We start from the raw sequence: 14240 nt of genomic DNA on the forward strand, positions 1-14240 counted from the left end.
TCACGTCAGGGGACAAACCTCTGACTTTCACTCGCCCAGGCGGTCGGCCAGCTCCAGCCACTCGGTCTCCACGGCCTCCTTCTCCGCGAGGACCTCCTTGAGCTCGGCGTCGAGGGAGGCCAGCCTGCCGTAGTCGGCGGCGGCGTCCGCCATGGAGGCGTGCAGCTTCTCCTCGCGGGTGCCCAGCTTGTCGAGCTGACGCTCAAGACGCGAGAGCTCCTTGCGCAGCTCCCGCTCCTCCTTCGCCGACAGGCCGGTGGTCTCCGTCGGCTGCGGCGTGGCACGGATGTCCGTCGAAGCCGCGGCCCTGGCCGACAGCGCCCCGCCGGAGGCACGCCGTTCGAGATACTCGTCGACACCGCCGGGCAGCATCGACAGCCTGCCGTCGCCCAGCAGCGCGACCGTCCTGTCCGAGACCCGCTCCAGGAAGTAGCGGTCGTGGCTGACCACGATCAACGTGCCCGGCCAGCCGTCGAGCAGGTCCTCAAGCTCGTTCAGCGTCTCGATGTCGAGGTCGTTGGTCGGCTCGTCCAGCAGCAGCACGTTGGGGTCGTCCATCAGCAGCCGCAGCAACTGCAGGCGGCGCCGCTCGCCACCCGACAGGTCACCGACCACCTTCCACTGCGCCTCACCCCGGAAACCGAGGCGTTCCAGCAGCTGGGAGGCGGTCCACTCCTTCTTGCCGACCTGGATGAACTTGCGGATCTCCTCGACGGTCTCCAGCACCCGCCGTGTGGGGTCCAGCTCGGCCAGTTCCTGCGACAGATGAGCCAGCCGGACGGTCTTGCCCCGCACGACCTTGCCGGAATCAGGTCGCACCGTGTCGGCCAGCAGCCGCAGCAGCGAGGACTTGCCCGAACCGTTGACCCCGATCAGGCCGACCCGGTCACCGGGGCCGAACTGCCAGGTCGCGTGCTCCAGAACCAACGGCCCCGCCCCGGGACCGCCCGCGTGCAGCGTGACGTCCTCAAGGTCATAGACCGTACGGCCCAGCCTGGCGGCGGCGAACTTCACCAGCTCGACGCTCTCCCTGGGCGGCGGCTCGTCCGCGATCAGCGCCTGGGCCGCCTCGATGCGGAACTTCGGCTTCGAGGTACGCGCGGGCGGGCCCCGGCGCAGCCAGGCGATCTCCTTGCGCATCAGGTTCTGCCGCCGGGCCTCCGAGGCGGCGGCCACCCGGGCCCGTTCCGCCTTGGCCAGCACGTAGGCGGCGTACCCGCCCTCGTAACGCTCGACCGTGCCGTCGACCACCTCCCACGTCCTGGTGGAGACCGCGTCCAGGAACCACCGGTCGTGGGTGACCACCAGCAACGCCGTACGGCGCGCGGACAGGTGCCTGGCCAGCCAGTCGATGGCCTCGATGTCCAGGTGGTTGGTCGGCTCGTCCAGAATGATCAGATCGTGCTCGCCGACCAGCAGCCTCGCCAACGCCGTACGGCGCCGCTCACCACCCGACAGAGTCCCGGCCAGCGCGGTGAGGTCGATGTCGCCGAGCAGACTGGCCATGATCTCGCGGATGCCCGCGTCACCGGCCCACTCGTGCTCGGGCCTGCCGCCGACGACGATCTCCTGCACCGACAGCGCCGGGTCGAGGTCGTCGCCCTGGGACAGAACCCCCACGTGCAGACCCCGGTTGTGGGTGACCCGTCCCGCGTTCGGCGTGAGGGCACCCGCGATCACCGAGATGAGCGTGGTCTTACCACCACCGTTGCGGCCGACCACCCCGACACGGTCACCGGCCTCGATGCCCAGGGAGACATCCCTCAGCAGAGGCTTGGGACCGTAGGAGTGGGAAACCGACTCAAGATTGACCAGATTCATCGTTTCATAAGGTTACTGCGTCTCTTTGCTCCGCCTGGCGGCGTCGCGGGGCTTGGGCGCTTTCGAGTCGGTGTCTTCCCTCGTCGCTCATCCGCTTCGCTCCTTCGCTCCTCAGTCCAGACACCGACGCGCCCAAGCCGGACACTCCTCACGCACGGCATCGGTAAGGCCGAGATCGAACCCTTCGTGGCCGGCGCCGATGGTTGGTCGTGGGGTTGGGGAGAGCTGGAATCTTGGCCGAGCTGTCGCGCTGTCTTGCCGGGGATCGGGGCCGCCTGGAGGGGCTGGGAACAAGGGAGTGGAGCGGGGTGGGGTTTGGGACTCCTCTGATGATCGTTTTTGGGTGGTCGTATTGGTTGTTTGCTGATCAATCGGTGAATATGTGGCATATGGTGCGCGGATGCGTCCTCCTGAGCAGCCTTCCCCCACGGGCCCGCCACCCGGTCGGCGGCCGGAATCGCCGCCGCCGCGGAGTCGCAGGAACATCGCGGTCTTCGTGGTCATCGCGGCCGTCGCGGTGATAGGCGTGCTCAGGCTGTTGGGCGGCCTGGCAGCCCCGCCCGACGACGGCGCCGGGACACCCGTGGCGGAACCGGTGGCCTCGACGCCGACGCCCATGAGGACACCGCCCCCGGTCGAGGAGGACACCGGGCCGAGCACGCCGAGCATGGAGCCGACAGCCGCACCCGACCCGTCGGCGTCGGCACTCGAAGCGGCGTTCACGGCGGCGGTGAGGCAGCGGAAGGCGCTGAGGGACGCCGACCCCTACAAACTGGGATGGCTCGGCCGGAACATGTGCGCGGCGCTGGAGGAGGGAAAGGGTTTCGCCGCGGCCGCACACCTCGGGACCAGCGGGTTCGACCCGGAGGCGTCCGCGTACATAGCGAAGCTCGCCATCGTCAACCTGTGCCCGCACCAACGGGATGCGATTCCCGGTTAACGCGCCCCCGGGCCTCAGACGACCGTGGGACCCGGGGTGGGGCCCTGGGCGGTCAGGACGTCCCTGGCCACTCCGGCGGCCCGCAGGCAGGCGGCCAGGGTGACGGCGTGGTCGGCGGACTCGGCCAGGAAGGCGCAGGTGGGACCCGAGCCGGAGACCAGGGCGCCCAGGGCTCCGTGTTCGCGGCCCGCGTCCAGGGTCCTGGCCAGGCTGGGGCGCAGGGACACGGCGGCGGGCTGCAGGTCGTTGGCCAGTTCGGCGCCCAGGGCCTTGGCGTCTCCGGCGCGCAGCGCGGCCAGCAGGGGCTGTGACGCCCGGGGCGGGCCGACCGGGTCACCGCTCTCGGCGCGCAGGCGGTCGCACTCGGCGTAGACCCTCGCCGTGGACAGGCCGCCGTCGGCCAGGGCGAAAACCCAGTGGAACGTGCCATCCGCCTCAAGGGAGGTCAGCCGCTCCCCCCTGCCGGTGCCGACGGCCGTACCGCCAAGCAGGGCGAAGGGCACGTCGCTGCCGAGGTCGGCGGCGATCTCCATCAGGTCCTCGACCGGCAGGCCGAGGCCCCACAGTTCGTTGCAGGCGACCAGGGCCGCGGCCGCGTCGGCGCTGCCGCCGGCCATGCCGCCCGCGACCGGGATCGCCTTGCGGATGACGAGACTGACGCCGTAGGACCTGCCTGCGTGCCCGGCGAGCGCGAGGGCGGCCCGGATGGCCAGGTTGTCGGCGTCCTGCGGCACCTCGCTCGCCGACTCACCCTCGACGCGGACCCGCATCCCGGTCTCCGCGACGGCCGTCACCTCGTCGAAGATCGACACGGCGTGGAAGACGTTCACCAGGTCGTGGAAGCCGTCGTCGCGGAGCGGCCCGACCGCGAGCCGCAGGTTGACCTTGGCGGGCACCCGGACGGTCACCGAGTTCATGCGTCCCTCTCATCGCTCGTCACGGTCCCCGATCGTAACGGGGTCCCCGCACACGTCCTCGCAAAGCTCCCCGACAAATCAGCTCATGTGCGCTTTTCAGCGATTCGTGCGAAGTCCTCGATGGACAGCTGCTCGCCACGGAGTGTGGGATCGACCCCGGCGGCGCGCAGCGCCTGCTCCGCGGCGGCGGCCGTACCGGCCCAGGAGGCGAGGGCGGCGCGCAGGGTCTTGCGGCGCTGGGCGAAGGCGGCGTCCACCACCGCGAAGACCTCCTCGCGCGAGGCGGTGGTCTCCGGGGGCCGCCTGCGGGTCATCGCGACGAGCCCGGAGTCCACGTTGGGCACCGGCCAGAAGACCGTCCTGCCGACGGGACCGGCCCTGCGGACGTCGGCGTACCAGGCCGCCTTGAGCGAGGGGATGCCGTAGACCTTCGAACCCGGCGCCGCGGCCAGCCGGTCGGCCACCTCGGACTGGACCATGACCAGGACGGCACGCAGGGACGGCAGCGTCTCCAGCAGGTGCAGCACCACCGGGACCGACACGTTGTAGGGGAGGTTGGCGACCAGGGCGGTCGGCCTGTCCTCGGGCAGTTCCTCGGGCAGCACCCGCATGGCGTCCGCGAGCACCACGGTCAGGCGGTCGGCGAGCTCGGGGGCGTGCCCGGCGACGGTCAGCGGGAGCTGTTCGGCCAGGACCGGGTCGATCTCGACCGCCACGACGCCGCGTACCTCGGGGAGCAACGCGAGGGTGAGCGACCCGAGGCCGGGCCCGACCTCGATGACCACGTCGTCGGGGCGCAGATCGGCCACCCGGACGATCCTGCGCACCGTACCGGCGTCGATCACGAAGTTCTGGCCGAGCTTCTTGGTCGGGCGGACGCCGAGCCGCTCCGCCAGCTCACGTATCTCGACCGGGCCGAGAAGGCTCATCGCCGCCCCTCACTCACCGCATGCTCCCCATGTCATCCGACAAGTGTCGCGCATGGAATCCCCCGGTGAGGACGCCCGGTCTTCCGGATAACGTGATCCGTACGGGGGTTCGTCGGCGATGGAAGGATTGCCCCCGTGATGGATGCCAACCGGCCCGGCGTCGAGGGGTTACGTCCCGGCGACCCCGGATGGATCGGGGAGCACCGGCTTCTCGGGCGCCTCGGCGAGGGCGGCATGGGCACCGTCTACCTGGCACGGAACCCGCAGGGGCGCCTGGTCGCGGTGAAGGTGATCAAGCCCGAGGTCGCCGTCGAGGACGGCTTCGCCGAACGGTTCCACGCGGAGGTGCGCAACGCCCGGCGGGTCGCCTCGTTCTGCACCGCCCAGGTGCTCGGCGACGGCAACGCCGACGACGGCAGGCCGTACATGGTCACCGAGTACATCCCGGGCACTCCTCTGTCACGCCAGATCAGCGTGTACGGCGCGCTCGACCCCGCCCAGCTGCACGGTGTGGCCCTCGGGGTGGCCGCCGCCCTGGCGGCGATCCACGTCGCCGGGCTGGTCCACCGCGACCTCAAGCCCGCCAACGTGATCCTGTCCCTGTCCGGGCCGCGGGTGATCGACTTCGGCGTCGCCAGGGCACTGGACTCCACCCGTGGCTTCACCCGTTCCGGCGAGGTGCTCGGCAGCCCGGGGTGGTGGGCGCCGGAGCAGGTGAAGGGGCTTGAGATCACCCCGGCCGCCGACGTCTTCGCCTGGGGGTGCCTGATCGCCTACGCGGGCAACGGCCGCCACCCGTACGGCCGGGGCGACATGATCACCATGGCGACGCGGCTGCTGAACACCCCACCCGACCTGGGCTCGCTTCCCGCCCCGCTCGACGACCTGGTCCGCAGGGCGACCGCGATGGACCCCGGAGCGCGCCCGACCGCGCAGGACCTGCTGATCGCGCTGGTCGGCGGCACCCCGGCCCCCGCGGGCCCCCTGACTGCGGACCCGCCGGCTCCGGTCGTCGACGTGCTCGGTGACACGTGGCGGCCTCCGGCCAACGTGGAACCGGACACCACCCAGGTCCTCGGTGGCCTCGGCGCCCCCGGGGCGCCCCCCGCGGCCCGGTCCCGGCGGAGGAAATCAATCATGGTGGGACTCGTGGTGGCCGCCGCGCTCGCGGTCACCGTCGCGGTGCTGGCCCACGTCCTCGGGAGCCCTGGCGGCACAGGAGGCGGAACCTCCTCGGGCGGCGGTCCGACCGACGTGGGCAGGCGGATCCCGATCGGCTCTCCGGTCGGAGACCCGCAGCTGATCGTGCCACGGGCTCCACGCTGCGGCCTGACCTCCTACGAGGGCACGACGGCGCGCGGCAGGTTGTGCGTGGTCACGCTCACCCTGCTCAACCCGGGTGGCGAACGCGTCCCCCTCAGTCGTGACCCGTTCACCCTGCTCGACGACGCGGGGACGCCCCACACCCCCGAGGCGCCCGTGGCGGGCCTGACGGACACGCTGGCCCCCGGGGGCAGGCTGGACCGGGTCCTGGTCTACGACCTGCCTCCCGAACGGCGACCGGCCCGGCTGAGCGGCCAGGTGACCGACGGCGGACGGCGGATCGAGGTGCGGCTGTGAGGTTCCTCCCGCAGGCCGCCGTGCCGTTCGCGCTGCTGTTCACCCTCGTGGCTGTGCCGTCGTCGCCGTCGTCGCCATCGTCATCCCCGTCGCCCGCGGGCTGTGGCGGGGACACCGCCGTCGGCGACCCGTTCGCCTCCCCGGGAGGGGTGACCGGGGCGGGAGCCGTACACGTCCTGTCCGGCAGGGGCGACGAGGCAAGGGTCGTGCGCGCCCCCGCGCCCGCGGCGGGCGACGGGTTCGGCTGGTCGGTACGGCTGGCCGACCTCGACGGCGACCGCTGCGCGGACCTGGTGGTCGGCGCGCCGTACACGGACGTGGCGGGGCGGCCGGACGCGGGTGCCGTCTACATCGTGTACGGCACGGCCTCCCGCCCTCCGGCGCGCCTGCTCCCCTCCTCTCCCGAGGCGGGCGCCCACTTCGGCTGGTCGCTGGCCGTGGGGCGGGGCACGCTCGCCGTCGGCGCCCCGCACGAGGACGCCGACGGGGTCGAGGACTCCGGCGCGGTCCATCTGTTCGACGTGGGGGCCGGGTTCGGTGAGGGGCGGCGGATCTCCCAGGACACGCCGGGGGTGCCGGGCAGCGGTGAACCCGGCGACATGTTCGGCTGGTCGGTGGCCGTCGGCAGGATGGGCGGCCGACGGGACGCGGCCGACCTCGCGGTCGGCGCGCCGTACGACAACGACGACGGAACGGGACGCCAGGAGAGCGGGGGCGCCGCGGACGCGGGCTCGATCGCCGTGATCTACGACGTGTCCGGCGCGAGGGACGCCTACACCAGCAGGAAGTGGGACCTGCGCCGGATCGTGGAGACCCACGCCGGCGACCGGTTCGGTTACTCCATGGCCTACGCGGAGGAGGGGGAGGCGGGTTACCTCGCGGTCGGGGCGCCGCTCGGCGACGGCGGTGGTGTACGCGACTCGGGGCTGGTGCGGCTCTTCCGCTCCTCGGCGGCAGAGGAGATCACCCCGCTGGCCACCCTCGACCAGGGCTCCCGAGGCGCCACGGGCGACGGGTACGGCTTCTCGCTCGCCCTCACCGGGGAGGGCGGCGCCCGGCTGGCGGTCGGCGCCCCGTTCGGCGGTCCCGGCGGACGCGGCCGGGTCGTGGTGGTCCCGGTGCGAGATCCGTCCGCGGCCCGGGTGGTCGAGCGAGGGAAGGCGGGAGACCGGTTCGGCTGGGCGGTCGGGTTCGGCGGCAACCGCCTCGTGGTCGGCGCTCCGGACCGCGACGGCTCTGGGGCGGTGACGGTCCTCGGCCGCAACGACACCGTGGGAACCCCGCTGCCCCCCGCCCAGGACGACGGGGAGCCTGCGGAGTTCGGCGCCTCGGTGGGCTGAGCCTCCGTGGGCTGAAGACGAGGTGAAGCCGCCGTGGCCCGGACACCGTGGGCCGAGCGGCGCTGTGGGTCGAAAGCCGTTGTGGCGGGGCGTCGTGTGTTCTGGCGGTGTTCACCAGGTGCCGAAGACGGCCTCCCCGTTGGCGCTGATGGCCGTGGCCAGCTCGCCCGGGTCGATCCCCTTGACCTCGGCGAGGCAGCGCAGCGTGAGGGGAATGAGATAGGGGGCGTTCGGCTTGCCCCGGTGCGGCGTCGGCGGAAGGTAGGGCGCGTCGGTCTCCACCAGCATCAGCTCCACGGGCGCGAGCGCGGCGGCCTCCCGGAGATAGCCCGCGTTCTTGTAGGTGACCGGGCCGGAGAAGGACATGTGGTAGCCCGCCTGGACGCACCTGGCGGCCATCTCGGCGTCACCGGAGAAGCTGTGGAAGACCACGACGTCCGGCGCCCCCTGGTCGGCCAGGACGTCCAGCACGTCGTCGTGGGCCTCCCGGTCGTGGATCACCAGGGCCTTGCCGGTCCGTTTGGCGATCTCGATGTGCGCCCTGAAGCTGGCGTGCTGGTCGTCCTTCGACGCCCAGTCGCGGTAGTAGTCGAGGCCCGTCTCCCCCACCGCCCTGACGTGCGGCAGCCGGGCCAGCGCCTCGATCTCGGCGAGCACCTCGGGCGTCGAGGCGTGCGCCTCGTTCGGGTGGATCGCGACCCCCGCGTAGACGTCGGGGTGCAGTTCGGCCACCTCCGCGTTCCACCGGGAGGAGGGCAGGTCGTAGCCGATCGTGACCAGCCGGGTCACCCCGACGGAACGGGCCTGGTCGAGGATGCTCTCGACGCTCGCCTGGGCCGCCTGCGCCGCCTGGGCGACGGGGTCACCCGAGGACGCCTGACGGTTGCCCACCATGATGTCGAGGTGGCAGTGGCTGTCGAACACCTCCGCGGCCAGGGGCTCGGGAGGGGCGGGAAGCTTCGTCGTGCTCACCCGCCCCAACCTATCGAGCCTGCCACGTCACCCCAACCGGGCGAGCTCCTCATCGACGATCTTCGGGTCGAGCTTGGTGAAGAGCCTGGTCGGCGGCGCGAGCGGGACCCCGGGCCGGATCGGGGTGTGCTCCCAGCGCGCCTGGCCGTCGTAGTCGCCGGTGATGATGGGATACGGCCTGCCGTTCTCCTCGACCTCCCTGATCTCCGGCATCCCCGACCAGACGCCGGTCCCGCCGAGCATCTCGTGGATCTTGTTGGAGGAGGAGGGCAGGATCGGGGTCAGCAGCGTCTTGGCGTCGTCGACGACCTGCAGGGCCACGTGCAGGATCGACTTGACCCGCTCGGGGTCGTCCTTGATCTTCCACGGCTCCTGGTCCGCGAGGTACTTGTTGGCCTCGCGGATGACGTCGAACGCCTCGTTCGTGGCGTTCTTGAAGCGGGAGCGCCCGAGCTCGGCACCGACCCTGGGGAAGGCGGCCCGGCTGCGTTCGAGCATGGCGCGGTCGGCGTCGGTGAGGTCGCCCGCCTCGGGGATGGCGCCGAAGTTCTTGGCGGCCATCGAGATCGACCGGTTGACCAGGTTGCCCCAGGCCGCGACCAGTTCGCCGTTGTTGCGGTTGAGGAACTCCGACCAGGTGAAGTCGGTGTCCTGGTTCTCCGGACCGGCGACCGCGATGTAGTAGCGCAGCGCGTCGGCGTCGTAGCGGGCCAGGAAGTCACGGACGTAGATGACGACCTGACGGGAGGAGGAGAACTTGCGCCCCTCCATGGTCAGGAACTCGCTGGAGACGACCTCCGAGGGCAGGTCCAGCGCACCGAGCGCCCCCGGCGTGCCGTTCCTGGCACCCTGGCCGTTGTAGCCGAGCAGCAGCGCCGGCCAGATCTCGGCGTGGAAGACGATGTTGTCCTTGCCCATGAAGTAGTAACCACGGGCGTCGGGGTTCTGCCACCACTGCCGCCAGGCCTCGGGGTCGCCGGAGCGGCGGGCCCACTCGATGGAGGCGCTGAGGTAGCCGATGACGGCGTCGAACCAGACGTAGAGCCGCTTGTTCGCCTGGTCGCTCCAGCCGTCGAGCGGGATCGGCACCCCCCAGTCGAGGTCACGGGTGATCGCCCGGGGCTGCAGGTCGCCCAGCAGGTTGAGGGCGAACTTCAGCACGTTGGGCCGCCAGTCGCCCTGCTTGGACTGCAGCCAGGTGGCGAGCACCTCGGCGAAGGCGGGCAGGTCGAGCATGAAGTGCTCGGTCTCGACGAAGACCGGCTTCTCGCCGTTGATCCTGCTGACCGGGTTGACCAGCTGGATCGGGTCGAGCTGGTTGCCGCAGTTGTCGCACTGGTCGCCACGCGCGCCGTCGTAGCCGCAGATGGGGCAGGTGCCCTCGATGTAGCGGTCGGGCAGGGTGCGCCCGGTCGACGGGGAGATGGCGCCCATCGTCGTCTTGGGGAAGACGTAGCCGTTGGCGTGCAGCCCCTTGAAGACCTCCTGGACCACGGCGTAGTGGTTGTCCGTCGTGGTCCGGGTGAACAGGTCGTAGGACAGGCCGAGCGCCTGGAGGTCTTCGGCGATGACCCGGTTGTAGCGGTCGGCGAGCTGACGGGCGCTCAGCCCCTCCTTGTCCGCCTGGACCTGGATCGGGGTGCCGTGCTCGTCGGTCCCGCTCACCATGAGGACCTTGTTGCCCACCATCCGCTGGTAGCGGCTGAAGATGTCGGACGGCACGCCGAATCCGGAGACGTGCCCGATGTGGCGGGGGCCGTTGGCGTACGGCCAAGCGACCGCGGTCAGGATGTGCTGGGACATGTAGCCAAGCCTAAGGGACGCCGACTCAGGCCTTGGTGCGCTCCCGGGGATCGGGCCGTGCCGCTCTCCCGGGAGGGGCTCAGGCCTTGGTGCTCTCTCGGGGGACCGTCTGCTCCTCGCCGTCCAGGCTGACGGCTTGGGCGGCCTCCTCGGCCGCGGAGGCGGCCACGTCGATCGGCGTCTCCTTGGAGCGGCGGATGCCCAGGATGCTGATGAACAGGGCGGCGAAGATGGTCTGGAAGCTCATGATCAGCGCGGTCGCCGAGGGGACGACCAGGCGCAGTGACTCCGACGGGATCAGCGGGCCGAAGCTGCGCGTCTGCCAGTGGACCAGCGAGGCGCCCAGGCCGAAGAGTCCGGCCAGGGCCAGCAGGCCTCCGGCGATCAGGCCCTTCTCCAGGGTCACGATGTCGACGAGCTTGCGCACGCGCCTGTCTTCGGGCAGGAAGCCCTCCTCGGCCGCGTAGACCTTGGTGAACAGGGCGAACAGGACCGCCTGGAAGCCGATCACCACGGCGGCCGATGCGCCGACCAGGGTGTCGACGTCGAAGCCGAGCTTGCCGATGTAGATCGGCCCGAAGCTCAGGGCGGCGCCCGCGACCAGGCCCAGGGTCATCAGGATCAGGCCGGGGATGAAGAACAGCCAGCGCGGGCTGTACAGCATCAGGAAGCGCAGGTGGCGCCAGCCGTCGCGCCAGGAGCGCAGGTGCGGCGGGCGGGAACGGCCGTCGGGCGAAAGGGTGGTCGGCACCTCGCGCACGTCGAGACCGGACAGGGTCGAGCGCACGACCATCTCGCTGGCGAACTCCATGCCGCCGGTCTGCAGGCCGAGCCTGAGGATCGAGTCGCGCCGGAAGCCGCGCAGGCCGCAGTGAAAGTCACCGATGGCGCTGGGGAAGAACAGCCTGCCGATGAAGGACAGCACCGGGTTGCCGAGGTAGCGGTGCAGCGGGGGCATGGCGCCGGGGGCGATGCCGCCCTTGAAGCGGTTGCCCATCACCAGGTCGGCCCCGTCGCGCAGTTGCTCGACGAACGGCAGCAGCGCGGTGAAGTCGTAGGAGTCGTCGGCGTCGCCCATGATGACGTACTTGCCGCGGGCGGCCCTGATGCCCCCTATGAGGGCGTTGCCGTACCCCTTGGCGTCGACGTGCACGACGCGGGCGCCCGCGTCACGGGCGAGCTGCTGGGAGCCGTCCGTGCTGCCGTTGTCGGCGATCAGCACCTCTCCGTCTATCCCGTGCTCCCGCATGCAGGCCAGTGCCTTGCGTACGCAGGTCTCCACGGTCTCCGCCTCGTTCAAGCAAGGCATGACCACGGTCAGTTCCACGTCTCAACCTCTCAGTTACGGCACAGCCCAACCTCATCATGATGCCCTCTAACGTCTACTGTGCGGGTCAACTCCACCAAACGGCTGGCATCCTGTAATGCATGGTGACCGTCACCGAGGCGCCGCGCCTCGACTCACCCGCGGCGGGTGTGCTCTCGCGCGCGCTGGCCCTCCTCGGCCGCCACCGGCTGTTCGCCGTGGCCGTGGCGCTGGCGTTCGCGCTGCGTGTGGTCACGATGCTGGGATACGGTCCGGCGCTGTGGTTCAACGACTCCTTCGAGTACGTCTCGGGGGCGGTCAATCCTGGCAGACCCAGTGCCCTGCGACCGAACGGTTATTCCTTCTGGCTGCTCCTGCTGCGGCCCTTCCACAGCTTCTCCCTGGTGGTCCTCACCCAGCACCTGATGGGCCTGGGTGTGGCGCTGCTGATCTACGTCCTGCTGCGCAGGAGGTTCGGGCTGCCGGGGTGGGGGGCGACGCTGGCCACGCTGCCGGTGTTGTTCGACGCCTACCAGATCCAGCTCGAACACCTGATCATGTCGGACGCCATGTTCATGCTGCTGGTCGTGGGCGTCGTGACGTTGGTGCTCTGGCACAGGAAGATGTCCTGGCAGGTCGGGGCCGTGGTCGGCCTGTTGCTCGCGCTGACCGCGCTGACCAGGTCGATCGGCCTGCCGATCCTGGCCCTGGTCGCGGTCTACATGCTCGTCAAGCGGACCGGCTGGAAGCCGATCGTGGCCATGGTCACGGCCTGTGGCGTTCCGGTGGCCGGTTACATGGCCTGGTTCGCCGCGACGTACGGCAACTTCGCGATGACCAGCAGCGACGGCGCGATCCTGTACATGCGGACCGCGCTGTTCGCCGACTGCAGGACGATGAGGGTCGATCCGCGCAAGGAGCTCGAACTGGCGCTGCTGTGCATCAGCGCCCCGCCGAGCGAGCGTCACTTCTCCGGGCAGAAGTACCTGTGGTGGGCGCAGCCCGGGCAGCGGTTCCACGCCTTCGGGCCCAACACCACCTTCACCCCCGACATCAACCGGGCCGCGGGGGCGTTCGCCAGGCGGGCGATCCTGGCCCAGCCGCTCGACTATCTCGGCGTCATGGCCGGAGACTTCTTCCGCGCCTTCCGCTGGGACCGGCCGCAGTTCCCCGACGCCAACACCTACCGGCAGTACGAGTTCCTGCCGGAGGGCAAGGTGCTGCCCACCTGGCCGTCGTACAGGGGCACCAGCGACCGTGACGCCCAGACCTACGACCCGAGCCTGCCGACCGCCCAGATCCGCGGCAAGCCCAGTGTGATCGGCACCGAGGTCCACGACCCGTGGGCGAGGTTCATGCAGGGCTACCAGCAGACGGTCAGGCTGCCCGGCATCGTGGTCGGCGTGCTGCTGCTGATCGGCCTCGCCGGGGTCGTGGCGCGCTGGCGCACCCTGGGCGGTCCGGTCCTGCTGCCGTGGTTGGGCGCCTTCGGGCTCATCCTGGCGCCCGCCGCGACTGCCGAGTTCGACTACCGCTACGTGCTGCCCGCCGTACCGCTGGCGTGCCTGGCGGCGGCGATCGCGCTGCGGCACGGGTTCAGACCCAGCTCCGCAGGAGCATCCGGCGCCACCACTCCTCGTGCGGAATGACGTCGGCGGTCAGCACCGGATAGAGCCACCAGAAGTTGATGATCGCGAGGAGGGCGAAGAGGCCGACCACGCCCGCTCCCACGGCCCTGCGGTTCGGTGTGGCGTCCGCGGGGCCGATGATCAGCCCGGCGACCAGGGTGATGGCCAGGATCATGAACGGCACCATGGGGATCGTGTAGAAGTTGAACATGGTGCGGTGGTCGGCCAGCGCCCAGTAGAACCAGGGCAGCCAGCCCGCGGCGTAACCGAGCAGGGCGGCCCCGGCCCGCCAGTCCCGGGACGACACGTACCAGACGATCATGGCGACCAGGGCGGCGAGCCCGCCGTACCAGATGACCGGGGTGCCGACGCCGAGGATGGCCGAGGCGCAGGTCTTGACCCCGCAGACGTTGTCCGAGCCCTCGTAGAAGAACGCCACGGGGCGAAGCATCAACGGCCAGCTCCACGGCTCCGACTGGTAGGGGTGGGAGGCCGAAAGGCCGGTGTGGTAACCCAGCACCTGGAAGTGGTAGTTGAGCCACGACCGGATGGAGTCGAAGACGAAGAAGACCGGTCCCTGTGAGGTGGCCTGCGCCCAGTTGCGGCCCCAGCCGAGCGGCGAGATGAACCACCCGGTCCAGGAGACGAGATAGGTCAGCGCGGGCAGCAGGCCCATCGCCCCGAGCAGCGTCGGCAGGTCCTTGCCCAGCGCCCCGCTGTACGGCCTGCCCAGGCCGACCGCCCTGCGGGCCCCGGCGTCCCAGATCAGCGACATGACGACGAACGCGACCAGGTAGAAGATGCCCGACCACTTCACCGCGCAGGCGGCGCCCAGGAGCACTCCGGCGGCCATCCGCCAGGGCCGCAGCCCCAGCCAGGGGCCCTGGTCGCTGATCGGGGAGTTCTCGTACCAGTCGACCAGTCTGCGCCTGGCGTGGTCGCGGTCGGCGACCAGGCAGGCGAA

10 protein-coding genes and 1 pseudogene are annotated in these 14240 nt (G+C 70.9%); 4 read left to right on the forward strand and 7 right to left on the reverse strand.

The annotated features are described in order from the left end of the window. Window positions 1-27: 27 nt before the first annotated feature. Entirely contained in the window at window positions 28-1821 is a 1794-nt protein-coding gene (locus ABZ463_RS16720) for an ABC-F family ATP-binding cassette domain-containing protein (RefSeq protein WP_362776829.1), read from the reverse strand. Window positions 1822-2317: 496 nt separating this feature from the next. Between ABZ463_RS16720 and ABZ463_RS16725 the strand changes: the two genes are divergently transcribed. Then, window positions 2318-2761: a DUF732 domain-containing protein gene (locus ABZ463_RS16725; RefSeq protein ID WP_362776832.1), complete on the forward strand. Its 444-nt coding sequence runs from the start codon at window positions 2318-2320 to the stop codon at window positions 2759-2761. Between the two features lie 14 nt (window positions 2762-2775). On the opposite strand, the gene ABZ463_RS16730 is transcribed toward ABZ463_RS16725, so the two are convergent. Both ABZ463_RS16730 and rsmA read right to left on the reverse strand, forming a co-directional pair. After that, entirely contained in the window at window positions 2776-3678 is a 903-nt protein-coding gene (locus ABZ463_RS16730) for a 4-(cytidine 5'-diphospho)-2-C-methyl-D-erythritol kinase (protein WP_352013927.1), read from the reverse strand. 83 nt (window positions 3679-3761) lie between these two features. Further along, window positions 3762-4607: a 16S rRNA (adenine(1518)-N(6)/adenine(1519)-N(6))-dimethyltransferase RsmA gene (gene rsmA, locus ABZ463_RS16735; protein ID WP_352013928.1), complete on the reverse strand. Its 846-nt coding sequence runs from the start codon at window positions 4605-4607 to the stop codon at window positions 3762-3764. 138 nt (window positions 4608-4745) lie between these two features. Here rsmA and ABZ463_RS16740 point away from each other — a divergent pair, with 138 nt between their 5' ends. Both ABZ463_RS16740 and ABZ463_RS16745 read left to right on the forward strand, forming a co-directional pair. Then, window positions 4746-6227: a serine/threonine-protein kinase gene (locus tag ABZ463_RS16740; protein WP_362776852.1), complete on the forward strand. Its 1482-nt coding sequence runs from the start codon at window positions 4746-4748 to the stop codon at window positions 6225-6227. Further along, a complete protein-coding gene (locus ABZ463_RS16745; RefSeq protein ID WP_362776835.1) occupies window positions 6224-7567 on the forward strand; it encodes a hypothetical protein in 1344 nt (447 codons plus the stop codon). The genes ABZ463_RS16740 and ABZ463_RS16745 overlap by 4 nt, the downstream gene beginning before the upstream one ends. 111 nt (window positions 7568-7678) lie before the next feature. Here ABZ463_RS16745 and ABZ463_RS16750 read toward each other — a convergent pair whose 3' ends face one another. From ABZ463_RS16750 to ABZ463_RS16760, 3 genes are all read right to left on the reverse strand, one after another. Further along, window positions 7679-8539 carry a TatD family hydrolase gene (locus ABZ463_RS16750; RefSeq protein ID WP_352013931.1) on the reverse strand — a complete coding sequence of 287 codons (861 nt, stop codon included), beginning with the start codon at window positions 8537-8539 and terminating at the stop codon, window positions 7679-7681. Window positions 8540-8566: 27 nt separating this feature from the next. Further along, entirely contained in the window at window positions 8567-10342 is a 1776-nt protein-coding gene (gene metG / locus ABZ463_RS16755; RefSeq protein WP_352013932.1) for a methionine--tRNA ligase, read from the reverse strand. Window positions 10343-10421: 79 nt separating this feature from the next. Continuing rightward, window positions 10422-11669: a glycosyltransferase gene (locus ABZ463_RS16760; RefSeq protein ID WP_352013933.1), complete on the reverse strand. Its 1248-nt coding sequence runs from the start codon at window positions 11667-11669 to the stop codon at window positions 10422-10424. A 101-nt stretch (window positions 11670-11770) separates the two neighbouring features. On the opposite strand from ABZ463_RS16760, the gene ABZ463_RS16765 reads away from it, so the two are divergent. Beyond that, on the forward strand, window positions 11771-13297 hold the full coding sequence (locus tag ABZ463_RS16765) for a hypothetical protein (protein WP_362776839.1): 1527 nt from the start codon (window positions 11771-11773) through the stop codon (window positions 13295-13297). On the opposite strand, the pseudogene ABZ463_RS16770 reads toward ABZ463_RS16765, so the two are convergent. Beyond that, window positions 13245-14240 (reverse strand): annotated as a pseudogene (locus tag ABZ463_RS16770) (phospholipid carrier-dependent glycosyltransferase); the annotation flags it as partial. The gene ABZ463_RS16765 and the pseudogene ABZ463_RS16770 overlap by 53 nt on opposite strands.

The sequence above is a fragment of the Streptosporangium sp. NPDC020145 genome (assembly GCF_040631275.1).
In the GTDB taxonomy this organism is placed as follows: domain Bacteria; phylum Actinomycetota; class Actinomycetes; order Streptosporangiales; family Streptosporangiaceae; genus Streptosporangium.

Coding starts and splice junctions, on each gene's coding strand:
- ABZ463_RS16720 (WP_362776829.1), bottom strand. CDS start 1,821: ATGAATCTGGTCAATCTTGAGTCGGTTTCCCACTCCTACGGTCCCAAG.
- ABZ463_RS16730 (WP_352013927.1), bottom strand. CDS start 3,678: ATGAACTCGGTGACCGTCCGGGTGCCCGCCAAGGTCAACCTGCGGCTC.
- rsmA (WP_352013928.1), bottom strand. CDS start 4,607: ATGAGCCTTCTCGGCCCGGTCGAGATACGTGAGCTGGCGGAGCGGCTC.
- ABZ463_RS16740 (WP_362776852.1), top strand. CDS start 4,746: ATGGATGCCAACCGGCCCGGCGTCGAGGGGTTACGTCCCGGCGACCCC.
- metG (WP_352013932.1), bottom strand. CDS start 10,342: ATGTCCCAGCACATCCTGACCGCGGTCGCTTGGCCGTACGCCAACGGC.
- ABZ463_RS16765 (WP_362776839.1), top strand. CDS start 11,771: ATGGTGACCGTCACCGAGGCGCCGCGCCTCGACTCACCCGCGGCGGGT.